The organism is Vibrio alfacsensis, assembly GCF_019670485.1.
GTDB lineage: Bacteria > Pseudomonadota > Gammaproteobacteria > Enterobacterales > Vibrionaceae > Vibrio > Vibrio alfacsensis.
Map to the genome: position 1 here is coordinate 1,373,444 of NZ_AP024165.1, position 24,753 is coordinate 1,398,196.

At 42.8% G+C, this 24,753-nt stretch carries 22 protein-coding genes and 2 riboswitches; of the genes, 10 read left to right on the forward strand and 12 right to left on the reverse strand.

Annotated features, from left to right (window positions below; genetic code table 11):
* Positions 1-112 precede the first annotated feature (112 nt).
* Positions 113-445 carry a DMT family transporter gene (locus VA249_RS06705; RefSeq protein ID WP_221069846.1) on the forward strand — a complete coding sequence of 111 codons (333 nt, stop codon included), beginning with the start codon at positions 113-115 and terminating at the stop codon, positions 443-445.
* A 113-nt stretch (positions 446-558) separates the two neighbouring features.
* On the opposite strand, the gene VA249_RS06710 is transcribed toward VA249_RS06705, so the two are convergent.
* Together VA249_RS06710 and VA249_RS06715 are read right to left on the reverse strand one after the other, a co-directional pair.
* Positions 559-1,986 carry an APC family permease gene (locus VA249_RS06710; RefSeq protein WP_221069499.1) on the reverse strand — a complete coding sequence of 476 codons (1,428 nt, stop codon included), beginning with the start codon at positions 1,984-1,986 and terminating at the stop codon, positions 559-561.
* Between the two features lie 331 nt (positions 1,987-2,317).
* Positions 2,318-2,947, reverse strand: a complete 630-nt coding sequence (locus VA249_RS06715) for a LysE family translocator (RefSeq protein ID WP_221069501.1) — start codon at positions 2,945-2,947, stop codon at positions 2,318-2,320.
* Positions 2,948-3,334: 387 nt separating this feature from the next.
* Between VA249_RS06715 and VA249_RS06720 the strand changes: the two genes are divergently transcribed.
* Complete coding sequence (locus tag VA249_RS06720; RefSeq protein WP_221069503.1) at positions 3,335-4,282, forward strand: LpxL/LpxP family Kdo(2)-lipid IV(A) lauroyl/palmitoleoyl acyltransferase; 948 nt, start codon at positions 3,335-3,337, stop codon at positions 4,280-4,282.
* A 70-nt stretch (positions 4,283-4,352) separates the two neighbouring features.
* Here VA249_RS06720 and VA249_RS06725 read toward each other — a convergent pair whose 3' ends face one another.
* On the reverse strand, positions 4,353-5,828 hold the full coding sequence (locus VA249_RS06725; protein ID WP_221069505.1) for a carboxypeptidase M32: 1,476 nt from the start codon (positions 5,826-5,828) through the stop codon (positions 4,353-4,355).
* A gap of 259 nt (positions 5,829-6,087) precedes the next feature.
* Here VA249_RS06725 and VA249_RS06730 point away from each other — a divergent pair, with 259 nt between their 5' ends.
* Entirely contained in the window at positions 6,088-6,720 is a 633-nt protein-coding gene (locus VA249_RS06730) for a LysE family translocator (protein WP_221069848.1), read from the forward strand.
* A 171-nt stretch (positions 6,721-6,891) separates the two neighbouring features.
* Here VA249_RS06730 and VA249_RS06735 read toward each other — a convergent pair whose 3' ends face one another.
* The gene (locus tag VA249_RS06735) at positions 6,892-8,268 is read right to left on the reverse strand and encodes an alanine/glycine:cation symporter family protein (RefSeq protein ID WP_221069507.1); all 1,377 of its coding nucleotides are present in this window, start codon (positions 8,266-8,268) and stop codon (positions 6,892-6,894) included.
* A 129-nt stretch (positions 8,269-8,397) separates the two neighbouring features.
* Positions 8,398-8,485: riboswitch (glycine riboswitch) on the reverse strand.
* 2 nt (positions 8,486-8,487) lie between these two features.
* Positions 8,488-8,601, reverse strand: a riboswitch (glycine riboswitch).
* 421 nt (positions 8,602-9,022) lie between these two features.
* Between VA249_RS06735 and VA249_RS06740 the strand changes: the two genes are divergently transcribed.
* Together VA249_RS06740 and VA249_RS06745 are read left to right on the forward strand one after the other, a co-directional pair.
* Entirely contained in the window at positions 9,023-9,181 is a 159-nt protein-coding gene (locus VA249_RS06740; RefSeq protein WP_128810983.1) for a hypothetical protein, read from the forward strand.
* Between the two features lie 32 nt (positions 9,182-9,213).
* Entirely contained in the window at positions 9,214-9,948 is a 735-nt protein-coding gene (locus VA249_RS06745; protein WP_221069508.1) for a chromosome partitioning protein ParA, read from the forward strand.
* 181 nt (positions 9,949-10,129) lie between these two features.
* On the opposite strand, the gene VA249_RS06750 is transcribed toward VA249_RS06745, so the two are convergent.
* From VA249_RS06750 to VA249_RS06765, 4 genes are all read right to left on the reverse strand, one after another.
* On the reverse strand, positions 10,130-10,513 hold the full coding sequence (locus tag VA249_RS06750; RefSeq protein WP_221069510.1) for a hypothetical protein: 384 nt from the start codon (positions 10,511-10,513) through the stop codon (positions 10,130-10,132).
* Positions 10,514-10,704: 191 nt separating this feature from the next.
* Entirely contained in the window at positions 10,705-11,280 is a 576-nt protein-coding gene (locus VA249_RS06755) for a nucleoside triphosphate pyrophosphohydrolase family protein (RefSeq protein WP_211919257.1), read from the reverse strand.
* 187 nt (positions 11,281-11,467) lie between these two features.
* Positions 11,468-12,049, reverse strand: a complete 582-nt coding sequence (locus tag VA249_RS06760) for a DUF1415 domain-containing protein (RefSeq protein ID WP_221069352.1) — start codon at positions 12,047-12,049, stop codon at positions 11,468-11,470.
* A 59-nt stretch (positions 12,050-12,108) separates the two neighbouring features.
* Positions 12,109-13,332 carry an MFS transporter gene (locus tag VA249_RS06765; protein WP_221069512.1) on the reverse strand — a complete coding sequence of 408 codons (1,224 nt, stop codon included), beginning with the start codon at positions 13,330-13,332 and terminating at the stop codon, positions 12,109-12,111.
* A gap of 106 nt (positions 13,333-13,438) precedes the next feature.
* Between VA249_RS06765 and VA249_RS06770 the strand changes: the two genes are divergently transcribed.
* A complete protein-coding gene (locus VA249_RS06770; RefSeq protein ID WP_221069348.1) occupies positions 13,439-14,308 on the forward strand; it encodes a LysR family transcriptional regulator in 870 nt (289 codons plus the stop codon).
* 112 nt (positions 14,309-14,420) lie between these two features.
* Here the strand turns inward: VA249_RS06770 and VA249_RS06775 are convergent, their stop codons facing one another.
* Entirely contained in the window at positions 14,421-14,651 is a 231-nt protein-coding gene (locus VA249_RS06775) for a glutaredoxin family protein (RefSeq protein WP_211919249.1), read from the reverse strand.
* A 138-nt stretch (positions 14,652-14,789) separates the two neighbouring features.
* On the opposite strand from VA249_RS06775, the gene VA249_RS06780 reads away from it, so the two are divergent.
* From VA249_RS06780 to VA249_RS06795, 4 genes are all read left to right on the forward strand, one after another.
* Positions 14,790-15,305, forward strand: coding sequence for a M48 metallopeptidase family protein (locus VA249_RS06780; protein WP_221069346.1), 516 nt, complete (start codon positions 14,790-14,792; stop codon positions 15,303-15,305).
* Entirely contained in the window at positions 15,292-16,419 is a 1,128-nt protein-coding gene (rlmF, locus tag VA249_RS06785) for a 23S rRNA (adenine(1618)-N(6))-methyltransferase RlmF (RefSeq protein ID WP_221069515.1), read from the forward strand. The genes VA249_RS06780 and rlmF overlap by 14 nt, the downstream gene beginning before the upstream one ends.
* 167 nt (positions 16,420-16,586) lie before the next feature.
* Entirely contained in the window at positions 16,587-20,120 is a 3,534-nt protein-coding gene (locus VA249_RS06790; protein ID WP_221069517.1) for an ATP-binding protein, read from the forward strand.
* A gap of 235 nt (positions 20,121-20,355) precedes the next feature.
* A complete protein-coding gene (locus VA249_RS06795; protein WP_221069340.1) occupies positions 20,356-21,507 on the forward strand; it encodes a GGDEF domain-containing protein in 1,152 nt (383 codons plus the stop codon).
* A gap of 66 nt (positions 21,508-21,573) precedes the next feature.
* On the opposite strand, the gene VA249_RS06800 is transcribed toward VA249_RS06795, so the two are convergent.
* From VA249_RS06800 to VA249_RS06810, 3 genes are all read right to left on the reverse strand, one after another.
* Positions 21,574-22,368 (reverse strand): transcriptional regulator, encoded by a 795-nt coding sequence (locus VA249_RS06800; protein WP_221069519.1) that lies wholly within the window; start codon positions 22,366-22,368, stop codon positions 21,574-21,576.
* A gap of 23 nt (positions 22,369-22,391) precedes the next feature.
* Entirely contained in the window at positions 22,392-23,066 is a 675-nt protein-coding gene (locus VA249_RS06805; RefSeq protein ID WP_221069336.1) for a GntR family transcriptional regulator, read from the reverse strand.
* 141 nt (positions 23,067-23,207) lie between these two features.
* On the reverse strand, positions 23,208-24,752 hold the full coding sequence (locus tag VA249_RS06810) for an aldehyde dehydrogenase (NADP(+)) (protein ID WP_221069521.1): 1,545 nt from the start codon (positions 24,750-24,752) through the stop codon (positions 23,208-23,210).
* Position 24,753: the final 1 nt, after the last annotated feature.

Below are 24,753 nucleotides of genomic sequence, written 5' to 3' on the forward strand. Positions count from 1 at the left end.
TTTACTGTTCGGGTTGGCAATTTTGTTTATAATGCGCGGCTTAGAAATTCGATATGTCATCGAATTAAGGTCAATTGAGCGTGAATGCCTAATGTTCAAAATGCTTATTTCTATGCCTCCATTGGTGGCGTTGTCTATTGCGATTGTGTGTGAAGTGATTGCAACCTCTAACATTCCTAAAACAGAGCAATTTACCAAGCTAATGCCAAGCACCATCGTTATTATTGGATATGGCATCGCTTTCTTTTTGTTATCTGTGACAGTGAAAAGCATGCCAGTAGGGATTGTTTACGCAATATGGAGTGGGGCAGGCATCGTTTTGGTGGCTGCAGTCGGTTACTTCTTATATGGACAAAAACTCGATCTAGCGGCGATGGTAGGAATTGGCTTTATTCTCACCGGCGTTTTGATCGTAAACTTACTATCTAAAACCGTTGGTCATTAAGCCGTTGATTGAATTGAATATGAAAAACGCAGCGATGAATGCTGCGTTTTTTGTTTCTATCGAATAGGCATGACTAATATGCATTTATTGCGAGCAGTTCGCTCTTGTTTTTTTTAGTTTGCCATAGCCTCAATGAGCTGGCCTTGCTGCTGCAGTTTACGGTTACGATAGATAACCGCGGCAATCGCTGGCAAACTAAAAGCGATAAAGCCAAGGATAAGCGCATAAGCCCCGGTTTCGGCACTGATTCCAGCAGGTACATCAAACGAAACAAAGATAGTCACTACACAACTGATCAAGCCCAGTGTCGCAACGAGCATCATTCCGAATTTCCCACCAGGAACGCGGAAAGGGCGTTCAATCTTTGCGTGTTTACGACGAGAAACCAAGAAGCTCACAAAGATGCAGATGTACATCACCATGTAGAGCTGGGTCATCAAAATATTGAGTAGCCACATGCCTTGGTTTACGTTTGGCACTAAGATAAACACTAAAGAAAGCACACTAACAATCGCGCCTTGAAGCAACAACAATGGCACAGGTGCTTGGTTTTTGTTTTCTTTTGACAGCGCGATTGGCATAAAGTGATCTTTTGCTGCCACATGAAGACTCTTTGTTGGTGCAATGATCCAGTTATTTAAACTTGCTAGGCTACCAAACACGATCGCAAGCGCAATGACAGGTAGCATAAATGACATGTTCAAATCGTCGAAGAATGCTTTGAATGCCAGAATGACGCCCTCACTCAGACTAGAGTGTTCACTTGATACCACGGAAGAGATGGAAAGCGAACACGCAGTCAATGAAACCAGAATCAACACGGTCGATACAATCAGCGCTTTCGGATAAGTCTTTTGAGGGTTATCGACTTCACTTGCGTATGATGTGGTGATTTCAAGCCCCGTTAGTGAAAGTACAACAGCCGTAAAGCCAGCGCCAATGCCATCTTGAGAAAAGTCAGGTAACCAGTCTGACACGTGACGAAGTGAAATGTGTGACTCACTTGGGTTGGTATAGGCCCAATATCCACCTAGTGCGATGATCAACAGAATTGGAAAGATAAGTCCAAGTGTGCCAAATACATTGGTAATCAGTGACGATAAGCGCAACCCAAAGATATTGACCAATGTTAGCGCCCAGAAGATCACGTTGATCATGATTAGCATGAAGATGTTATTTTGGGCGAGCTCTGGAAAGAACGGATAAGCACCTGTTGCAACAATAAAAGAGATCAGTGGAGGATAGTAAACGATGTTTTCCGCATATTGATACCAGACAGTCGCGAAGCCAAAGTTAGGGCCAATGGTTTCTTTTCCCCATAGATAAACCCCACCTTGGTGCGGATAGGTCGTACTTAACTCAGCACAAACCAGCGCTGTAGGGACGAAGAAGCATAATCCAGCAAGTAAGAAGAACGAGATAGCGTGACTACCAAATAAGGCGGCACCCGGAATGTTCCTTATGCTGTCTACGGAAGTAACCGTGATCATGATGACAGAAAAGACACTGAGTTTGACGGCGGATTTGGCGATACTGCTCATTCGATACCTTTATTGATTGAGCGGCGGGTCAGTTAGATGAACCCGCGTGCTACAAGTAAGACCGCCGTATTGTAGGGCGGTAGGCGTCGATGGGTATATAGCCAAAAATGGTATGTATTTACTCAAAAATGAGTTGAAATCTCAGCGTTTTATTTGTCATCAATTTAAACGTTTGCTTGGCTTGTTGAACGGCAGTTTGTCGCAAAGTGTCGATATGAATTGATGTGTTCGTGCGAAAGCATTCACGTGGTCATTGGAATATTTTTAGCACACCAGAGTGATATGGCGAGAATAAACCAGTCAGATATTGAATGGTTTATTCTGAGAACCATTACAGGTGGGTATTCGCTAAACCGATGCCAAAGAAGATAAATAATCCGCCACTCACATAGTTGAGCCATTTACTGGTTTTCGAAGACGTTAGTGTCGCTTTGACTTTGTGGGCAAAGAAAATAACAAACAAGAACCATAGTGCAACAATCGTGGCTTGAAGAGCACCAAGCATCATGCTTTGTTCTAGAATGTGTTGTGGTTGAACGAACTGAGGGAAAATCGAAAGATAGAAGAGCACGATTTTCGGATTGAGTAGGTTGGTTAAGAGCCCTTTAATAAATGCCTGTTTGAACGTCTGTTTTTCAATTTTACGATCTAACTTTAGTTTTTTATCGGCCAGTTTAAATCCACTTTTTAGATTGTTGATACCAAGCCATACTAAATACGCTACCCCCATCCATTTCAATGCATTAAACGCTAATGCCGACTGGGAAAGCAACAAGCTCAGGCCTTTTGCAGAAACAAAAGCATGAATCAGAAAGCCCAGTCCAACACCAAGTATATTTGCGATAGCAAAACGACGGCTTTGGGTGAGTGCCGTAAATAAAATAAGCAGTGCGTTTGGTCCTGGAATCACGGCAAGAAAAAAGACGATCCCGCCGAAAGCAATCAAGGTATCGAGAGTCATGGTTATTCCGACTAAAGTAAAGGGTTACATAAAGGGCAAGCTGGCGAGACTGTACACTGGGGAGAGAAGAAAAACAAACGGTTAGAATGGAATATGATGACGGATTGTTCAGTTTAAAAGCTTGTAGGGAAAGTGGTTGTTGTCACTGGTTTTCCGGCTTTGCTTTTTCCTTGGTTATGAATAACGAAAATTGTTATGGACACCGTAAATTCTGTTTTAGAAATGACGATGTCTGACGCAATATTAGCAAATATTTGTTGTTTACACTGCATTCCGCCCATAGAATTCGCGCGCTTTATAAAAATAAGCACGCTCAATGGTAAAAGGTCTTTCTATTTATCGTTGTTTTTAAGGACCTATAAGACGAGCACGTCTGATGACACTTTCATGAACAAATACAAAGCACCAAAATTTAAGGCCGCTTTTCTCACTCCTCGTTATTGGGGAACGCTAATCATTATTGGCATTATGTATTCGCTAAGTTTACTTCCTTTCAAACTTCAACTTTTGTTGGGGCGAGGCATTGGACGTTTAGCGATGCGATTGATGAAAAAACGACAAGTTACGATTAAACGAAATTTAGAACTTTGCTTCCCAAAAATGGCTGAGCATGAACGAGCTGCAATCTTAAAAGACAACATTGATAATACAGGGATCGCGCTGTTCGAAACGGCTATGGCGTGGTTTTGGTCTGATAAGCGCGTAAATAAACATGTTACCATTGTAGGAATGGAGCATCTTGAAGCGTTGGAAGCGCAGGGCAAAGGCGCGCTGATGCTTGCTGTCCATTCAATGAACTTAGAGCTCGGTGCTCGAGCGTTTGGCATTAAAAAGTCGGGGATGGGCGTATACCGCCCTAATAATAACCCTTGTTTTGACTACTTTCAGTACAAGGGGCGCTCTCGTTCAAATCGTACATTGATCGACAGAAAGAACGTAAAAGGCATGCTAGATGCACTCAATACGGGTCAACGAGTATGGTATGCGCCTGATCATGATTATGGTGTTCGTCGTTCAACATTCGCCCCTTTATTTGCGGTCGAACGCGCTTGTACCACAACGGGAACCAGCCTGTTGGTGGATGCGACTGATTGTGCGATTGTACCTTTTACCATGGTTCGTGGTGAAGATGGGCACTATACATTAACCTTGAGTGAGCCAGTCGATGGTTTCCCGAAAAATGATCCCGAGCAAGCTGCTGTGTTTGTGAACAAGATTGTTGAGAAATCGATTATGGCTTGTCCAAGTCAATATATGTGGTTACACCGACGATTTAAAACACGACCAGAGGGTGAGTGCTGTTTGTATAAACCAAGACTTGCACCTGCAATCTAACTGATAAGCTGTATCAGTAAAGATAAGCCCAGAACTTGATTCTGGGCTTTGTCTATTCGAGTAAATCATACTAACGCAGATAACGATTCTCTAAATGGTTTTTGAAGTGTTTCGCATCTAAAACATCACCAGTGGCTTGACGAACAAGATCGTCAGTGGTTAGCAAGCTGCCTTTACTCCAAATGTTGTCACCCAACCAAGTGAAAATCGGTGTTAAGTCACCACTACGAACAGCATCATCGACGTTCACGGTTTGTTTCATCGCCGACATGAACTGAGCTGCATACATCGCACCTAATGTATAGCTAGGGAAATATCCAAAGCTCCCGTCAGTCCAATGAATATCTTGCATACAGCCATTTTTATAATTCCCGTCAGTGGATAAACCAAGATAGGTTTTCATCTTTTCATTCCAAAGCTCTGGCACGTCTGTATGTTGGATAACGCCATTCATTAAATCACGCTCAATTTCGTATCGTAAAATGACATGGGCAGGGTAGGTGAGTTCGTCGGCATCAACACGAATAAAGCCTTTCTCAACCTTGGTATAGATTTTGGCTAGGTTGGCTTTCGCAAACTCAGGCCCATCAAAATGATTTGTAGCTAATCGTGCCAAATGTTCAATAAATGCTTGGCTGCGTCCCATCTGCATTTCAAAGAATAGAGATTGGGATTCATGGATGCCCATTGAACGAGCTTGGCCGGCTGGTGTATCTGCAAGCGATTTAGGCAAGCCTTGCTCATAGCGTGCATGCCCAGTTTCGTGCACGATCCCCATCAATGATTGAACAAACTCGTTTTCATCGTATCGAGTCGTAATTCGAACGTCGGTAGGTACGCCACCACAGAATGGATGAATACTTTCATCTAGACGGCCGTGGTCAAAATCGAACTGCAGTAACTGCATGACTTCTAACCCTAGCGCTTTCTGTTTCTCTGTTGGGTAATGGCTGTTAGGCAAAAGAATATTGCTCGATCTTTGTTTTTCAATGGCTTCATCGATCATACTCGGAAGCCACGTTTTTACGTCGGCAAACAAAGTATCGAGTGATGCAGATGTTGTTCCTGGCTCGTAAATATCGAGCATGGCATCGTAAGGGGTGGTCCCATTAGCTTCTGCACGAATTTGAGCTTCTTCGATAGACAGTTTCACGACTTCTGCCCAATTCTTCTCGAAACCAGTCCAGTCATTGTCACCACGCTGTGTACGCCAAGCATGTTCACACTTTGAACCAGCCAGTGATTGGGCTTGGACAAGGGCTTCTGGAAGTAAGTTGGATTGTTGCCAGTTGCGCTTCATTTCGCGCAGTTCGGCTTTTTCATTGATGGATAGCGGCTCTTCCTCTGCTTGAGCAAAGAGATCGCCTAGGTGTGGTTGCGTCATCAATGAATGAATGTGAACGTCCAGTTCTGCGATGGCATTAGAGCGTGCTTCTGCGCCGCCTGCTGGCATTACTGCAGCTTGGTCCCAGCCGACGATGGATGCAAGGTGATCAAAATGGGAGACTTTTTTTGAATGTGCGATAAGTTTTTGAAATGCGCTCATGTGACTACTCTTTATTATGTTCTTTCCTTAAACGCCCCTGGTGGGGTCCTTGAACGTTAAGTTCTACTTCATTAGGCAGCATACAATGGATGTGTACACACTATGCCTTTAGAAGTGCATTAATTTACTATTTTTTAACAACTTGTGTAGGTCCATTGTGCACAAATTCAGTGACTTGTATAGCACACTGCAAAAGTTGCTTGCGAAACCACCGGATTGGCGGTATTGATCGGGAAAATTGATTGAGTTATTTATGAATATGGACATTTTGAATTTTGAAGCCTTTCTTATTGCGATTACGATACTGACGCTCACGCCTGGCCTTGATACTGCTTTAGTTATCAGAAATACGAGTCGGGCAGGGCTTAAGGACGGGTGCGTAACAAGTTTAGGCATTTGTTTTGGCTTATTTGTACACGCATTTTTCTCTGCGGTCGGTATTTCTGCAATATTGGCGCAATCAGCAGAGCTTTTCCAAATAGTGAAAAGTGTGGGAGCGGCGTATCTTATTTGGCTTGGGGTGAGCAGCCTGAAAGCGTTGACAAAAAACAATGGAACGATTTCCGTAGCCGAGCAGGCTCATCAAGCATACAGTGGCAAGCGCTCTTTCCGAGAGGGTTTTCTTTCTAATGTCTTGAATCCGAAAACGGCAGTCTTCTATCTCGCGTTTTTACCACAGTTTGTGAATCCAGAGAGTTCTCCGCTCGCGCAGTCGATGTTGATGGCGGGTATTCATTTTATTATTGCGATGCTTTGGCAGTGCAGCTTAGCTGGAGCGCTGAACTCGGCGAAGAGCCTACTAAAGAATGCGCGCTTTATGAAGTGGATGGAGGGTGCTACTGGTGCAGTACTTGTCGCGCTTGGTGTTAAATTGCTGATTGAAAAACCATAATATATCGTGCGAAATGGCTTCGGTTATCCGGAGTTGAGGTTATTTGGGAGCGTTTAAACAACAAACCTTCACCGATAACGTAAATAGCCCGCTGAATCATCAGCGGGCTATTCGTTTCTAGCAATTTCGTTCTTAGCAAATCAATTTCTAGTAATTGGTTGTCTATGCCAATTATGCTTTTACTGCGTCAAAATCATCCGATTGAGAAGATGGTTTGAAGAACAGTTTGGTTTCTTCTAATACAACGTGACGAAGTGCAATCAAACCAATAAGGTTCGGAATTGCCATTAATCCGTTTACGATATCAGCCAATAGCCAAATCATATCTAGGTGAAAGAACGCACCAGAGGCAACCAAACCCACAAAGATAAGTTTGTATGGTAGCACTGCTTTTGTACCAAGTAGGAACACAACACAGCGTTCGCCGTAGTAGTTCCAACCCAAGATAGTAGTAAATGCAAAGAACATGAGACCAATCGATACCAGCATAGGACCAAATGTTTCTGCATTTAGACCAACCGCAAACGCGTGGGTTGTCATCGCTGCACCAGCTAGGTCACTTTGCCATGCTCCAGTAAGGATCAGAGCAAGGCCTGTCATGGTACAAATGATGATGGTATCGAAGAAAGTACCCGTCATTGAAATCAAACCTTGTTCAACACAAGAGTCTGTTTTCGCGGCTGCGGCTGCCATTGGTGCACTACCCAAACCAGATTCGTTCGAGAATACGCCACGAGCAATACCTGATTGGATAGCCAGCATAATACTCGCACCCAAGAAACCACCTGTTGCAGCGGTAGAGGTGAAAGCAGACACCAACACCAACTCAATTGCGTTAAGCAACTGGTCGGCATTCATGATGATCACACTCAAGCATGCTAACACGTAGAATACAGCCATGGCTGGTACAACTTTACCTGCCACACTTGCAATCGATTTGATACCACCTAGTGTGACAAACGCCACTAATAGCGTCAGGATGAAAGCGGCTAAATCACGGTCTACACCAAGAGATATTTCACTTGCATCAAGGATTGCGTTAACTTGTGGGAAGGTACCAATACCAAAACAAGCAACACCTAAAGCGAATACCGCAAACATGATGGCGAGCGCTTTAGAGCCAACACCATATTGTAGGTAGTACATAGGGCCGCCAATCATTTGGCCTTTATCGTCAACACGGCGATATTTTACTGCAAGTAGACACTCAGCGTACTTTGTTGCCATACCGAATAGGGCTGCAAGCCACATCCAGAATAGGGCACCCGGACCACCAAGTTTAATTGCAGTAGCAACACCGACGATGTTACCAGTACCGATAGTTGCAGAAAGTGCAGTACACAGTGCTGCAAAGCTAGAAACGTCACCCTGTTTATCAGATGACTTATCTTTACGAAATACCATCGCTAACGCAGTCGGTAGGTGCTTAAACTGGATCAAGCCTAGGCTAAAAGTGAAGTAAACACCGGTACCCACTAGCAAAATTAGCAGTGGTGGACCCCAGACAAAATTATCAATGGTTTGAAGTAAAGAATATAGGTCGTTCATGATTTCCCCTTAATAAAACAACTAATAAGGAGAAGAGGGAAAGGTCGAGATCATGGATCTCTAATAGAGCCAAGCTATGTTAAAAGAAGGCGGGAACGCCAAACAATAGTTAGGTTGTTACTTTCCACTCCTCTGTCCTTTTGCCTGAGAGTTTCACCCCACACAGATGTGCGGGACTTGCTCCTTCGGCGACCGATTTAACGGTTCTCTCCAGAGGTTCCTCCAACTACAGTCCCTGCTACCTAGGTAGCACCTGAAATAGTTAATTCTTCGGCGGGTTACTCTAACCAAATGTTAAGTTTTGGTTAATAACCTCTCTCCTGCAGTCTTCATCGGAACATTTACTCAAATAAATGAGTAAAGGTTAGTTAATGATGCTGGTCATCATTAACGTGTGAACTCTATCATGTTTTTTTACCAATTCAACACCCAAATGAAGATTTATTTCCACGACCATTCTTCAGAACTGCTGGTAGTAGGTTGGGGCAATCGTACATTTGTTGGAAAAACTATGTTTTGTTGTTCTTATTTCCACACTTATTTTATGGAGAAGATTGATTCGGTTTTCCAATAGGAGGCAGGGTAAAAAGTGATAAGTTGTTCAGTTTAGGATGAAAAATTGATCAGACAGGGGAGAATTACTTTAATTTCTACGCTAAGTTGACCATAAGTAACGTAGAAATGAGTTACAATGATTTCTCAAGAGCCTATCTATGGAATCAGATACGTTGTTAATGCTGGGCAAGGAGGCGATATGACCAGATTGTTAGCTATTGCGGTATTGATTGTTTTGGCGTTTGTGCTTTTTCGCTATCGCACAAATGAAAAAGTTCAAAAAGTGACCATCATTACATTGATCAGTGCGTTTTTGATTTATACCGCGTCTATCATGATTGCGGAACTCACTCGCTAGCAAAATCAGTAGAGTCCTTGGAGTAAAATGCTGTGACTTCTCATAATAAAATTGAAGAACAAGACGAAGTAGTTGTCATTGAAGAACGCGATAAGCGTACCCAGATTTATATCGCGATTGCGGCAGTATTAGGTCTAGCTTTTGGGGGATTAGCTGGCTCTGTACTAACCGCGAATAAGTGGGAGTCTACTTATCAAGTGCTGGAAGAAAAGTATCAATCGCTAGCTCAAGATAAATCAAACTTGGCCTCTCAAGTTAAGACACGTGAAGCAGGGTTAGACAAAGAGATCGAAGAAAAGCTAGCGGTGTTATTGGCAGAAAAAGAACAAACACATAAAGCGGAGCTGCAAGCACTTCAAGAACAATTAACTGAAGTAGAAAAGGTGAATCTATCACTTGAATCTCAGGTGAAAGAGCAAAAAACTAAGCTAAGCAGTACGAAGAGTGAAAACGATAAATTAAACCGTCAGGCGGATATACAAGCGACGATGTTCGAGCGTTCCCGCGAAGTGTTCCAAAAAGAACTCCAGATTTCTCAAGAGCTTGAATCATTGCAAAAAGAGCGTGTGGCGCTACTTCCTAAAATCGAAAAACTGAAGAGAGAATGTGATGTTTTTCTTGAGGGGAAATCTTGGGATGTAAAATCTGATGCTTGTGATAAGCATGATGAAGCGAATTCCCGCTTGAGCCAAGTTGACCAGCTTATTGAAGTCCACAAAATGGATTTACAACAAATTAAAGAGCTATCGGATAACTTAGGACTGTGACTTTTGGCCTTTTTGGCCTTTAATGAGCCACAGCATAAGCAATGTAGATTGGCATAGGCAAAACAGATTAGCATGAACAAAGCGGATTAGTATAAGTAAAGGAGCTCAATGAGCTCCTTTGTTGTTTTCGAGCGTTATACTCGTTCTGAATTAGAAAATTGGCGCATATCACGCACAATTGCTAGATACGAGAGGCATCATAACCAGAGGCAAGGAGCAATTCACGTTCATGCTTAATCAGTTGTGCTCTATCTTCAATGAGTTCGTTGAGCGCAAGTGAGGGTTTACCTGCCAGTGTTTTAAAATCTTCAAAAGATGTGGCGCTTTCAATTTCGCTTATCATTTGGCAAATAACGTTTCGTGCCTCACAAGGCGTATTGTCAGACGTGAAGTAATCCACCTGTTTCGCCGCTGTTTTCATTTCAGCCAGTAGTTCTAATGGACTGCTTTCTTTCGCTACTGCCATGTAGTTATCAAGTACGCGTTTTGCATACAGCAGCTCTTTTAGTGGGATATCTCGACCACTTTCGATCAGTGACTCGGTAAGGATCATACTTGAGCTCATGGGCATTCCTTTTCTCATTAATTCAAACAATCTAGCGACGTTACTCGAGTCTAATTTATTGAAGCATGAATGGGAATGGTCAAAATCAAGTTAGCGTTAGGCTCACCAGGCAAAGGGTAGGAAAAGAATAAAAAAACGCTCACGAAAGGTGAGCGTTTTTAAATGTAAGATATCGAATTGATATTCTATATTTATTGCGTCAGCGGCTTAAGATCGGCAGGGCGGTAGTAAACCGATTTTAGTACTTTGCCTTTACGAACCGTTTTACCCTCAGAGACAAAGTCTTCGGCACATTTAGCGATGATGTACTCGCCTTTTTGAACGGCCATTAATTTGATGCCTTGTTCTGCGTAGAATGCTTCTGTTTCTGCGTATTCTTTTTCGTTGCGGCACACTTTGCTCATGTTGCTGGAGTGTACTTCATCCCAGCAAGGAATAAAGTCGATACCACGGTTTACTGCAACGTTAAGCAATAGATCGATTAGGTAGCTGATTGCTAGATTGTCTTCAACTTTGCTGTCGCCAAGATGTACTAGGCGGCCCATTAAAACATAAACGCTGTCGATGATTGCGTCAGCTTGTTCTGTCTTGCAATCTGCTTCTGCTAGTTCGGTCAACTCTTCGATCGCTAGAGACGTGTGTAACGTGTCTGCCTGTGCGTCTAGGCTTGCGACATCTGCGACTGGTAGGTCGAATGTGCTACGGAACTCGGTGATGTCACGGTATAAGTGATCAAAAATCTCTTGGGTTAGCTTTGACAGTTGCATTCTAATGTCCATTGAATCAATTGAGGTCGCAATCATATCAAACCGAACTTTGATCCCCAAGTGTTCCGATTCTAACTGGTTAGAAATCTGCCTATAGGGTCTGTTGATCTTTCTCGATCAAAAATTAACCGGAGAAAGAAAAATAAACCCTATGTGTTGGGCTTAAATTATCCAGAGTAGAGATTGGTTAGCGAAACAAGTAAGGAAAGAGCTTCTTACGTTCATCTTCAGTTAGGGACGAAACTCGAGCAATATTGGTCTCTGGAATCGACTCTGGATCTGGGTAGTGTTTGAGTACTTTTTCCATGCTTTCTTCACGAATAAGATGGAATACAGGGTAAGGTGACCGGTTTGTGAGATTCTCGTCATCTGCCGGTTCTGAACCACCAAAACAATAGTCTGGATGGAATGTTGCTACTTGGAAAATACCTTCCCAATCTTGTTGCTTGATTAACCCCTCAACCCAATCGATAAAGAAGTTATAGTCCCAAAAATCCTGCAGCATGTTAGGTACCACAACGAGCGTAGTTTCCAACTTTTTGGGCTCGGTGTTATTGAGTTCAATCAACTGTAATAAGATATCTTCAAGTAAGGTTTCTTCTTGATTTGCCTCACTGACGAAAATCTTAATCTGTTTGTTCCGTTGCGGTTTCGCTGCAAAGGGACATAAGTTTAACCCAATCACTACATCATTGAGCCATTGGTCGACTTGTTGAGTGATGGTGTTGATATCGGTATTTGGTATTTCTTGTGTTGAGCGCATTAGCATACGACTTTATAGTTATGAGTGTGGCGCAAGCATAGCATTATCTAGCTTCTTTCCAAGATTTAGCTTCTTTCCAAGCGAGTCATATTCGTAGGTTCACCTTCTCCATGCTGTTTACTCATGCGTTTTAAATAGAGAATCGTAGCGAACATGGCGATGTATAGCATGCTTCCACCGATTAAAACGCTAGGCCAACCGCCATGTTGCCAACAATACAGTAATAAGAAACCACCCAAGCTGCCACCAATATAGTAATGAACTAAATACAGTGCCGTTGCCGTCGCTTTGTTATGTGTTGCGGTTTGTCCGACCCAACCATAAGCTAAGGTGTGAGTAAAAAATGCGCCAAAGCTGATCATCAAAAGCCCAATAAGCATTGCTGCAATACTTTCAAACGCTGCGATCCACATACCGGCCATACTAACTACTGCGCCAAGCAACATCCCGACAATCGCGGAGTAACGCTTGCTCCAATGGCCTGCACATCGGGATGAAAACGTCCCCCCTAAATAACAGATAAAGATAAGTGAAGCCAAACCGACCGGTATGTTATGTGGTGCTGCAACTAAGCGAAACCCCATCACGGAATAGAGGTTAACAAACAAGGCGAAATTTAAGCCGCCAATCAGCATCGCAAACCATACTTTTGGGTTCTTAAAGTGGCCAGCAATAGCACGGTGCTGATGCCTTAACGTGTTGGATGATGGCGTAAAGTTTCGTTGTTTCGGCAGTAAGTATTGAACACTGGCAACGCCAATGAGCGTGACGACCATCATCACTTCAATTGCGATGTGTACGCTAAAGTTGTCTGCTAATAGCCCACCGCTAATTCGTCCCGCGATGCCTCCGAGAGAGTTGGCAGCAATGTAAGTGCCAATCGCCATCGAGAACGCATGTTGGTCTAACTCTTCCGCCATGTAGGCCACCGCAACAGCGGCGAATGCGGCCAGAGCGATACCGATAAGTGCACGACACATGACCAAGAAAAGAAATGAATCACCAAAGAGCATCAACGCTGATAGCACGGGTATTGAGAATAAGCCAAACATCATCACAGGTTTACGGCCAATCGACTCCGAAAGAACCGCCATCGGAACCAAACTAAAAGAGAGTGCTAGAGTTGTGGAAGCAAACAACCAATTCACTTGTGTTTCTGAAATCGTGAAATGGGCAGCAAAGCTTGGCAGCATGGGCTGAAGCAGATACAGGTTAGAAAACACCAAAAAAGAACCAAGCGCGAGTGAGAGCGTGATGCGTGAATATTCCGGAGTGCCAAAACGGATCATATGTCCTGCCTAAAGGGAGTAAGTCTGAGAACTGTGATCAATTTATCAGTTCTACGAGGATTGAAAAAATATATTAAAAATATGGTGGGTATATATTTTTGATCTCATGGAATCGAAACAGCTTAAACATTTTTTGGCGGTAGCAGAGCACGGCAACGTGACTCATGCGGCTAAAGCTCTGCACATTGCTCAACCTGCATTGAGCATTTCTATTAAGAAGTTTGAACAATCTTTGGGAGTGACGTTATTTAGGCGAGATGACAAAAAAATTAGCCTAACCAAAGAGGGGGAGACACTGCTTCTACACGCCAAAAGAGTAATACAACAGTTACATGATGCTCAACTGGCTATCAATGAACTTAAAGGCTTAACCAAGGGGGAAGTACGGTTAGGCACACCGTCTATGATGGGCAGTTACTTTTTTCCTAGGATTGTGATGGCATTTAAAAGTCAGTACCCAGATCTAAAACTGACGTTGGTAGAAGCGGGAACGCAATCCATTCGGAATATGTTGCTCAATGGGCAGTTGGATATCGGCGTGATAAGTTGTGATAACGTACCTGATGATCTGGAAACCGACCACTTGTTTACCAGTCAGATGGTGGCAGTTGTTGCACCAGATCACGAACTGGCTCAGCAGATCAGTGTGCAGTTTGAAGCGTTTTTTGAGCACGATTTGGTGATGTTTCAACATGGCTATTTTCACCGAGAATTTTTGGATCAGGTGAGTAAAGAGCATGGATTTACGGTGAAGTCTTCCTTTGAAACGAACTTGTTGCCGTTAATCCTGAGCATTGTAAGGCAGGAGTTTGCGATCACCGCATTACTGGAGTTAGTGACGCAACATGAGCGTGATGTGGTGGGTATTCCATTTGATCCGCCCGTTAAGTTGGATTTGGCGCTGGCATGGCGAAAGCAAGGTTATTTGTCGATTGCCGATCGTACGTTCATCGACTTTATAAAGCGATATGTTTGATAAAAAGAGCTTCTAATTCGGGTTCAAATACCTTGATTCAGAAGCCCTTCAAAGTGGTTGTCTTAAAATCGGGCTTGTTTAAATAGACGTCTTTAGAGCGGATCGTTAGCGATCAATTGTTGCCGTACATCTTTTCGAAGTTTTTTGGGTTCCAACCGATCATTAATCGATCCCCAATTTTTAACACTGGCACCGAGCGTACGCCAAGCGCATCTAACTCTTTACGACCGCGTTGCATTTTCGCATTGCACAAGCGGTAAACAATGTTTTTCGAATCAAGATAACGTTGAGCATCTTTGCAGTGAGGACACTTGTCTTTGACATAAAGAACGACACGTTTCATTCAATTTCTCTCCATTATCGTCGGGAGGCGAAGTTTAACGAGGTTTAGTGATAAAGGAAAGCTGAAACCTAAGATGAAACTCTTGCTCATCTCAGGTATATTTAGCGCCTTTCCTTTGTCATAGCAGACTTTATATTCATGCATCCGTCACTTCGATACATACAAGGTTATCCGCAAAACATTGTCGAGCAAGTAAGCTCAGCGGTAGACAATGGTAAGTTTATTCCTTGGTTCGAAAAACGTTATCCAGACCAACACCAAATTAAAAGTGAAAAGGCGCTCTACGAGTATGCCATCGCGATCAAAAATCGTTACATGAAGAAAGCCGCTCCCATCAGTAAAGTGGTCTACGATAAGAAAATTCATGTGGTGAACAATGCCCTCGGATTGCACAGTGTGATTAGCCGAAATCATGGCGGTAAACTGAAATCGAAGAACGAGATCCGTATTGCGAATGTGTTTAAAGAGGCGCCAGAACCGTTATTGAGAATGCTGGTTGTGCATGAGTTGGCGCACACGCGTGAGAAAAATCACGATAAAGCGTTTTACCAACTTTGCTGCTATATGGAACCTGAGTATCACCAACTCGAATTTGATGCTCGTTTATTTATGATTTATCTCGATTTAAAAGCGAACTCGAATGAAAAACAATAATCACAACGCGAAACAAGCTCAACCGAAAACCGTGAAATCTAAGTCGGGCAAAGAAGCAACGAATGCCAAGCCAAAGCGTGTGAAGAATAAGCCTGCGATGAAAGCAAAAGGGTTGAAAGAAAAGAGCGAAGTAGAATTTTTTAAGGTGGCTAAGAGTGGTTTGCATGAGCGTAATGCCCATCGAGGTCGTTATGATTTCAACAAATTAATCGCAGCAGAGCCTCGGTTAAAACCATTTGTTATTAAGAACCCGAAAGGGGAAGATTCGATCAACTTCTCGGATCCGAAAGCAGTAAAAATGCTGAACAAAGCACTGCTTGCTGCGTACTACGATATCGAATATTGGGACATTCCGGAACACTATTTGTGTCCACCGATTCCTGGTCGTGCTGATTACATACATCGTGTTGCAGAATTGCTTGATGGCGAGGTAAAAGGCAAGTATCCACATCGTCATGTTCAAGCGCTGGATGTCGGCGTGGGCGCGAATTGCATTTATCCTATCGTTGGTGTCTCACAATATGGTTGGCAATACGTAGGCAGCGATGTCGATCCTAAATCCATTGAATCTGCACAGGCGATTGTCGATCGTAATGGGTCATTAAACGGCAAGATTAAGCTCGTTGAACAAGCGAGTAACGCTTATATTTATCGTGGTGTTATTCAGCCGAATGATCGCTTCGATGTGACGACGTGCAACCCGCCTTTTCACCGCTCGGCAGAAGAAGCTTCGATGGGGAGTCAACGTAAGCTCGACAACTTGAAAGCCAATCAGCGTAAAAAAGGCGTAAAAACTCAAATAAACCCAGTGAAAGCCAATACGCCGACGTTAAATTTTGGCGGGCAAAATGCGGAGCTTTGGTGTGAGGGTGGAGAAGCGGCCTTTATTCGTAAAATGGCTAATGAAAGCCAAGCGTTTGGAGCACAAGTGCTTTGGTTTACCACGTTGATTTCTAAGAAAGACAATGTTCGCCCAATGCGTAAGCAATTAGAAAATCTGGGCGTGAAAGCGATTCGTGTCATAGAGATGAGTCAAGGTCAAAAGGTCAGTCGCTTTATGGCGTGGTCGTATATGGATAAACTGCAACGTAAAGCGTGGATTGAACTCAAGTAAAGTAAGGTTATACCCCATAAACATGCCGTTGATTTTTATCGACGGCATGTTTGTTTGCGAGGTTAGATTTTATCATGAGCACAAAAATATTTAGTGACGATATGCCTAGAGAGGCGATTTATAAACAGAGATAATGTAAAAAGATAAATTATAAATGGATGTAAACCATGAAGCGCTTGCTTCTCTTACTGCTGTCCTCTGTACTACTTGCTAGTCAAACATTTGCTACCTCAATCTCTCCCCAAAATGAAGACACACAACAGCTTGTGATTGGTCGTCAATATGACGCACATAAGTATTTGTGGAAGCCCGCCAGTATTGGGGAAAATCACAGTAATTATGCCGATGTTGTGGAGCGTTTTGCTGCTTCTATTGACGCGACAGTGTCACACCGTTTTTTCCGTGAACGAGATGATCTACTCAAAGCTTTGTATTTGGGTGAAGTGGATTTAGCGGTGGGTTACACCAAAACCCTCGACGGGGCAAAATACTTTAATTACAGCCAACCAATTTTTGATCTGCGATCGGTGGTTTGGTTCTACCACTCAAAACTCAAGTCTAAGCCGATAAATACATTGCGTTGGGGGTGCGTTCGTTCTTCAATTTACTGCGATCTTTTGTCTGAGTTGCAAGTGCCCGATCTCACTGTCTACAAGACCGAACGCTTGTTAATGCAGGCACTTTCTCAGGGAAATATTGATGCCATCTATACCGATGTTGTATCGGCAGAGCAGTATTTATCAGAACGTACATTCGGCGAATGGGTAGGATATATCAATTACTTCAGTCCATTACCAGATTTTGAGGCTTCAATAGCAATAGCCAAATCAAATACGCAGTTACTTGAGCAAGTGAATCAGTACTTAACCGAGGTACGACCATCGTTAGACAAAAATCAACATACTTTGATCGATCCGTTAGGTAAAGAGGCTTTGTTAAAAGCGCTGCATCTTGAATATGGTCGTGGTGTCATTCGTTATACCATTGATGAAAATATGCGACCGTTTTCGTACAAGGATGTGAATACGAATAAACAGGTCGGTCAAATTCATGATTTGATGGCGTTGATGTCGAGAAAAAGTGGCATCCAGTTTGAGTATGTACCTAAAAATGGCCGATCTTCGGTTGAAATGCTGGACGCAAATGTTGTCGATCTTATTCCAGCCATTATTGATGTTGAGAGAGAGGGTTTTATTTTCACTCACGCGTTTGGCGAGATTAATTGGGTAAAGATTGAATCAAAAAACAAATCTGGTCACGGGTCAACCGCAGTATTAGATCGCACCAGACGCATTTTATTAAACAAAGTATTTAGCCCAATTGATATCCCCATCCTATATGACGACTATTTATCAATAATTGATGCAATGGAAAAAGGGCAAGTGGACTATGCATACGTCCCAACTTATGTTGTGGAAAATTATGCGTATGACGATAGCCGAAAAGTCTACAACATTGTTTTGAATGGGAACATGAATACATTTCGCATGAAGCTAGGGTTTGAGCTAGATTCAAACGGTACATTGCTGCAATCGATAATGAATGATGTGCTTAAATTGATCAGTGCCAATGAAGTGGAACTGTTACAACTCAAACATCATCGAGTGACCGCTCAATATGGCTATGATAAATCGGATATTGTAATTGGTGCACTCGCCACATTGTCACTGTTTTTACTGGTGTTGGTGGGTTATCAAACTCAAGCCAATCGATTGTCAAAATCGCTGTTAAAAGCAGACGAAGTTGCGCATCAAAATGCTAAACGCCTAAAATGGTTGAGTGATTTACTTGACCGCTTGCCAAGCATGATAGCGATCTATGATGAGTCGAATGCTTTGGTACTGTCTAACAAAGCATTTAATAAACATGGAATGCGTTGTGGCAATTTTAAAACCGGTCAATGCTTGCTTAAATATCAAGGGAATAAGTTTGATGGTGTAAGTGGACATGTCTGCCAATGCAGTTATTCACACCGTCACTTACGAATCATTGAAGATGAAATAAGTGGTATGAATGACGATAAACGTTATCGTTTGATGGTTTTTGATGATTACACCAAATTGGAAAAGCAGAAACAAAAATTAGAAGATTCGAACAAGAAAGCATTAAAAGCAATAAAGTCACGCGATCTGTTTTTAGCGACCATTAGTCATGAGTTGAGAACGCCTATAGCGGCAATGATTGGCTTGATGGAATTGATGGATGGCAAAGTAGAAAGTACTGAAAACATTGAATTGCTGTCAAATGCACAAACATCCGCAAACCGTTTGAGGTTGCTCGTCAATGACATATTAGACATATCAAAAATAGAAGCGAATCAGTTTCATCTTGATGCGAGAAATGGCAACGTTTATTCGGAGCTAGGGCCGATACTGCGTACCTACGAATCGAATGCAGTGATGAAACACGTCGGTTTCACGGTTAATTGGAGTTTAACGCCATATTCTATGGCTAGGCTCGATTGGTTACGTGTCGTACAAGTGCTGAATAACTTGCTTAGTAACGCCGTAAAGTTCACTCAAGAGGGGGAGATCACGGTGCAGGTGGCCTTAACTCGGGATCGATTAGACATCGAGGTGAGTGATACTGGTTGTGGTATGAGTAAAGCGCAATTATCGCGAATCTTTACCCCATTTGCTCAGGCAGACGTCTCCATAACTCGAAAATACGGTGGCACCGGCTTGGGGCTGACGATCGTAAAAAGCATTGTTGAAATGATGTCAGGGACCATTGATGTCCAAACGGATTCTGGCCGAGGCTCTTGTATGCGAGTCAGTTTACCGACGAACAATGCTTTTATGTTGGATGTGAGTGATTGTGCCGCAGTTTCTGATCGCCCTGAAATAAACAAGTGGTTGGAGATTTGGAATGTTCGCCAAAGTGGATCAACAATCTCAATGCCAACAGGGTGGCGAAACATTTATCCAGATTTAATTCTTAATGCACTAAAACAAGAAGAAAGGCTAAAAACCGACTTAGAGAGTACAAAACTTGGCCTTTCTGGCAATGTTTTAGTGGTAGATGATGATCCAATTAATCGATTGTTGTTTAGTAAGCAGTTTTCTAAATTGGGCTTACAACCTGCATTTGCCCAAGATGGAGTAGAAGCATACGATTATATTCTAAAGCACTGCGCTGAATTGGATTTGGTTGTCACCGATTGTCATATGCCGAATATGGATGGCTACGAGTTGACTAAAAAGGTTCGCTCAAATCCAATCTTATCTGAGCTAAAGGTTGTTGGGTGTACGGCTGAAGATTCTAAAATTGTGGTTGAGAAAGCCGCCGATGCGGGTATGTCTCATGTCATCTATAAACCGTATACGCTTGAAGAACTGAGCTGGGTTTTGAAAGCGTATTTGACGCAGGAAAAATGCAATGATGGAGATAGCTCCGAACAAGAAAATAAGGATTTGGTGTGGTTATCAGATTATGGTTTGAACGAGCAAAAGGAAGTCATGGAAGTGGTGATCACCTCTTTCTTTTCTGAACGAGACTTGATTAAGCAGGGGACCGAATTATCTCAAGTGATACATCGCTTAAAAGGCTCAGCTTCAATGCTAATGCAAGATACATTAGTCCAGCTTGCTCTAGATTGGGAACAGAGCAAGATGGCTAATGTCGTAGCAGATACGCAGCCCTTGCTTGATGAGCTGGATAGATTGTTAAATGTGTTTGATCATTGGTTAAAAACGAAATAATAATAAACATTAAAAACCCCTAATATCAGATTGAACAAGATCAACAATAGATTAATAATAGCGCTACTAAATGGTGGCGCTTTTTTGTCCAATAAATAATTTTAAAAGAAGTAGTTTTCAATCTATTTCAACAAGTTGTCTTATTGGTTCCAAATTTACATTGATCATGGCTATTTGCACTTGAAATGACTTGGGGTACTATTTGTTACGAAACTCTCTCTTTATATGCAATTGTATGTCAGATACTGAACTGATTATTTTCCCCTGGAATCACAACTTCGAAACTGGAATAAAAAAAGTTGATGAACAACATCATCATCTGTTTTTATTGGTTAATAAACTCGCAAATACGTTGATTTATGATAATCGAGTCGAAGTTGATGAAATCTTCAATGATTTGAAAGAGTACGCGCATTATCACTTTGCCTATGAGGAGGGCGTGTGGAGTCGCTGTTTTTCGGGTGATGAATGGAATGAAGAGCACCAACAATGCCATTCCACATTTGTTAAAGATGTAAACAAAATACAGGCCGAATCGAAAACTTTAAGCTGGCAAGAATCGATTGAACATATCCTCCATTTTTTGATTCGATGGCTTGTTTTTCATATTCTTGGTGATGACAAGAAAATGGGGCTTGCACTTAAAGAATTTGAAAGCACGGGTTCTTTGAACCAGGCTAAAACCAATGCATTGAACACGCTACAAGGGATACACGGGTTAGTCACTGATACCGTTTTAAAAATGTACTTTGAAGTATCAACCCAGTCGATCGAGTTAGTTCGAGAAAAACATCGTCGCTTTGTTGCTGAAAGAGAACTTAAAAAACTCAATACAAAACTTCAAAAGCTGGCTATTACGGATGAGTTGTCCGGTTTATATAATCGCCGTTACTTTAATATGATGATGCCGGATTTGCTATCGAGAGCGAGAAAAGAAAGCAGCATTGTTAGTTTCGTTTTCATTGATATAGACCATTTTAAATTGCTTAATGATCGACTTGGTCACCTAAAAGGCGATGAGGCCATTTCCAAGTTAGGAAGTATGTTATCCGACCAATTTTACGAATTGGATGAAACGTCTTTTCGGATGGGCGGGGAAGAGTTCTTAGTGGTCATAATCGGAGCAGACCACCAAGAAGTGGTATGTCGAGCAGAAGATACACGTAAGGCAATCGCTAACATTCTCATTTCAAATGAAAATAAAGGCGTGCAGCACGAGTTAACTAGCTCAATTGGTGTGTATAGCTGTCTTCCAAGTGAAACAGATGACGCTAATTATTTGTTAGATAACGTTGATAAATGTTTGTATCACGCTAAGTTAAACGGCAGAAATAAGGTTGTTTCACAGTGTGGGCAAGTAATTACTGCAGAAGAAGTCGTTATTTAATAAAGAGAAGAACAGCCATGTTTGAAAAATCGAATACAAACATGGCTATGAGATAAAACTATAAATCTAATCTAATGCAGTTAACTTATGTATTAATGCGTTTTTGTCGGTGAGTTGTGCTACATACTTAAGCAGTTCGCCATCTATATTGGGAATGTGATCAGAGAAAAAAATCTGCGTTCCTGGTGTACAGCGCATCATAATATTGGTTTCTGAACCATCATTGTTTGATGTATTTATTGCATTAAGCTTAATTAATTTGTTGTAGACATCTTCCTCTAGTTGTAGCCGTTGTGAATCAGTCAAACGGATACGGCCAACACAAATTCCAGGGTTTATTTCGTGAGACAGTGACTCTTCTTGAAAGCGTTCACGAAAGAGTGAATCGAGCGCAGAACCCTCTTCCAGCAAAAAACGTCGTCCTGAACGGTAAAATAGCCCATCGCCAAAATCTTCAACATAACCAAGCATTTCAGCAATGCGCAAATAAAAGCGTAAACTCGTCTCAGATAACCCATACGTTTGTGCGATCTCTTTAGGAGCAAGGTTGCGAGATGTGACCATATAGATGAAGTCTAACAGGTAGGGATGCTCGAGAAATAGCGCACTTTGTTCTTGTGTCAGCATTTGTTCGTTTTCATGCTGCAGTTGATTAGCTAGGTTAGCCAGTTCGATAAGATCGGTATTGAGATGGTTCAAATAGAGCATAATTTTATCAAGCCCTAAGGATGGGTTATGAAGATGGCGCTTAATGCTTGATAAAGGAATGCCACTTTTTTCTGACAAAGCGCTGTAACAAAGCCCCTCATCTTTGATTTTCTTTCGAAGTGCCGCTAGAAGAAATTTTGGTCCAACTTCCATTTAAAAAATTATCCTGACAGAGACTAATTGGCGGTATTTTGTCTTTCTAAAAGCAGATTGCGAATCGCCGTGCCTGCTTCTAAGATGTGCTTTTTCAATAAGTATTTTGCACCCTCAATATCGCGATTTTGGCACATTTCAAACAAAGTTAAGTGCTCCTGCTCAGCCTTTTGAATGCCGGTAGTGAATAATAGCTGCATGCGTATATAACGGTCGCACTTCGTATTTAAACTGTAAATAACGTCCATGGTTTCTGGCATATTTGCAGGAGCGTATAACGCTTTGTGAAACTCGTAATTGTAGTTGCTCCATTCTTCGATCTCATCACCACTGTTCACGACCGATTCAAAACGTTCGCGAACTTCACGAGCTCGTTCAAGATCGCTTTCGGTCATGTTCTGAATCGCACGTTCGAGAATGTGGCATTCAACGACAGCTCTAAGTTCAAACAACTCTTCGATTTTGTCTGGAGATAATTCGGTGACGGTCGCCCCTTTGTGAGGCTCAAAGCTCACTAATCCCTGTGCTTCTAATTGCACTAACGCTTCACGAACGGGAATTCGGCTGACATTGAACTCTTTTGCCAATGCGTCCTGACGTAAAGGCTGACCAGTTTTTAACTCGCCTTTCAGGATCTGAGTACGAATCGCTTCCTCAACAAGCTGAGTTCGCGTTTTAAAAACAGGTTTTTGCGACATTGAAGTCTTCCTTAAAATAAATATTGTATCCAATTTCTTTAGTTTATTGTTTTTTAGGATTAAGCCAACTGTGAAACTGGGTTTTGAGAAGTAGCATGAAATAAAAGGCACCAATTGGTGCCTTTTCGAGCTATTTATTGATTACTTCACTAAACCATCAATACTACGTTGGATGCCCAGTGGATTCGTTGCTTGCAAGGCGTTTGGCAGCAACGCCTCTGGTAGTGCTTGATAGGCGACAGGGCGCAACCAACGATGAATGGCTTCAGCCCCAACGGAAGTGGAAGCTGAATGCGTTGATGCTGGGTATGGCCCTCCGTGCACCATAGCGTAACCAACTTCAACACCCGTTGGCCAACCATTGAAGACAAGGCGGCCAGACATTTCTTCTAAACATGGGATCAATTGTTGTGCTTGAGAATGGTCCTTGGCGTTGGCGTGGACGGTGGCGGTTAACGATCCCGTCAGCGTTTCACTCAGTGCAAGCATATCTTCAAAATCTTCACAGACCACGATGAGAGACTGAGGGCCAAAGATTTCTTCTTCCCATGCAGGATTGCTACGCCAGTGCTTGCTATCCGTCACAAACAGGGCTGCAGGAACATTAGGTAACTGCGCTTCGGAGTAAGTGACGGTAATGCCCTTGTCAGCACTGCGATTCTCGATCTCAGATTGATAGTTATCCTTAATACCATGCGTGAGCAGTGTCGATGGAGATTGTTGTTGGACTAACACTTGTGCAGTCTCGATAAAGGCTTGAGTCTCTGGGGAGTTAATGGCAAATACCACGCCAGGTTTGGTACAGAATTGTCCGCACCCCATGGTCATGGAAGCCACAAACTGTTCGGCTAGAGATGGATTGGCTTTCATCGCGTCAGGCAAAATAAAGGTTGGATTTATCGCGCCAAGTTCACCATAGAAAGGGATAGGTTCAGGTCTTTGTTGAGCGAGGTTAAATAGGGCACGTCCGCCGCCGACAGAACCAGTAAATCCAACGCCTTTGATTTTGGGATGTGTGACCAATGCCTGACCAAGTTCGCGGCGATTACCTTGAAGTAGCGTAAATATCGCTTGCGGTAACTGCTCTTTATCGAGGGCCTTTTCGATGCACTCTGCAACAATCTGACTGGTGCCCGGGTGCGCGGTGTGACCTTTTACAATGACTGGACAACCCGCCGCTAATGCAGAAGCGGTATCGCCACCCGCGGCGGAGAACGCTAAAGGAAAATTAGAGGCGCCAAAGACCGCGACTGGCCCAATCGCTATTTGTTGGCGTCGTATATCCGGTTTCGGTAACGGTTGACGCTCTGGGTTAGGGGTGTCAAAAATGGCTTGGTGATAACTGCCTGATTTAACAACGTCAGCAAAGAGTCTCAACTGGTTTGCAGTGCGACCAATTTCTCCTTTTAAACGAGCATCTGGCAGCGCCGTTTCTAAATGAGCGCGAGCAACAATATCTTCGCTGCGCGCTTCAAGCTCTGAAGCGATGGAGCAGAGAAGACTTGCTCGTTTTTCATTACTCAACCGTCTGAAATCACGGGCGATTCTTGCGGCAGCGTGCGCTGCTTGTGCGACTTCTTCTTTTCCGTGTACGGAAAAAGCCGTAGGCAGGGTTTCGCCAGTAAAAGCATTTCTTGCGTAAAAAACATCGCTTTCGTAAATAACATCGTGTGTCTGTGGGTTCATT

Coding starts and splice junctions, on each gene's coding strand:
- VA249_RS06705 (WP_221069846.1), top strand. CDS start 113: ATGCCTCCATTGGTGGCGTTGTCTATTGCGATTGTGTGTGAAGTGATT.
- VA249_RS06710 (WP_221069499.1), bottom strand. CDS start 1,986: ATGAGCAGTATCGCCAAATCCGCCGTCAAACTCAGTGTCTTTTCTGTC.
- VA249_RS06715 (WP_221069501.1), bottom strand. CDS start 2,947: ATGACTCTCGATACCTTGATTGCTTTCGGCGGGATCGTCTTTTTTCTT.
- VA249_RS06720 (WP_221069503.1), top strand. CDS start 3,335: ATGAACAAATACAAAGCACCAAAATTTAAGGCCGCTTTTCTCACTCCT.
- VA249_RS06725 (WP_221069505.1), bottom strand. CDS start 5,828: ATGAGCGCATTTCAAAAACTTATCGCACATTCAAAAAAAGTCTCCCAT.
- VA249_RS06730 (WP_221069848.1), top strand. CDS start 6,088: ATGGACATTTTGAATTTTGAAGCCTTTCTTATTGCGATTACGATACTG.
- VA249_RS06735 (WP_221069507.1), bottom strand. CDS start 8,268: ATGAACGACCTATATTCTTTACTTCAAACCATTGATAATTTTGTCTGG.
- VA249_RS06740 (WP_128810983.1), top strand. CDS start 9,023: ATGACCAGATTGTTAGCTATTGCGGTATTGATTGTTTTGGCGTTTGTG.
- VA249_RS06750 (WP_221069510.1), bottom strand. CDS start 10,513: ATGAGCTCAAGTATGATCCTTACCGAGTCACTGATCGAAAGTGGTCGA.
- VA249_RS06755 (WP_211919257.1), bottom strand. CDS start 11,280: ATGCAACTGTCAAAGCTAACCCAAGAGATTTTTGATCACTTATACCGT.
- VA249_RS06760 (WP_221069352.1), bottom strand. CDS start 12,049: ATGCTAATGCGCTCAACACAAGAAATACCAAATACCGATATCAACACC.
- VA249_RS06765 (WP_221069512.1), bottom strand. CDS start 13,332: ATGATCCGTTTTGGCACTCCGGAATATTCACGCATCACGCTCTCACTC.
- VA249_RS06770 (WP_221069348.1), top strand. CDS start 13,439: ATGGAATCGAAACAGCTTAAACATTTTTTGGCGGTAGCAGAGCACGGC.
- VA249_RS06775 (WP_211919249.1), bottom strand. CDS start 14,651: ATGAAACGTGTCGTTCTTTATGTCAAAGACAAGTGTCCTCACTGCAAA.
- VA249_RS06780 (WP_221069346.1), top strand. CDS start 14,790: ATGCATCCGTCACTTCGATACATACAAGGTTATCCGCAAAACATTGTC.
- rlmF (WP_221069515.1), top strand. CDS start 15,292: ATGAAAAACAATAATCACAACGCGAAACAAGCTCAACCGAAAACCGTG.
- VA249_RS06790 (WP_221069517.1), top strand. CDS start 16,587: ATGAAGCGCTTGCTTCTCTTACTGCTGTCCTCTGTACTACTTGCTAGT.
- VA249_RS06795 (WP_221069340.1), top strand. CDS start 20,356: ATGTCAGATACTGAACTGATTATTTTCCCCTGGAATCACAACTTCGAA.
- VA249_RS06800 (WP_221069519.1), bottom strand. CDS start 22,368: ATGGAAGTTGGACCAAAATTTCTTCTAGCGGCACTTCGAAAGAAAATC.
- VA249_RS06805 (WP_221069336.1), bottom strand. CDS start 23,066: ATGTCGCAAAAACCTGTTTTTAAAACGCGAACTCAGCTTGTTGAGGAA.
- VA249_RS06810 (WP_221069521.1), bottom strand. CDS start 24,752: ATGAACCCACAGACACACGATGTTATTTACGAAAGCGATGTTTTTTAC.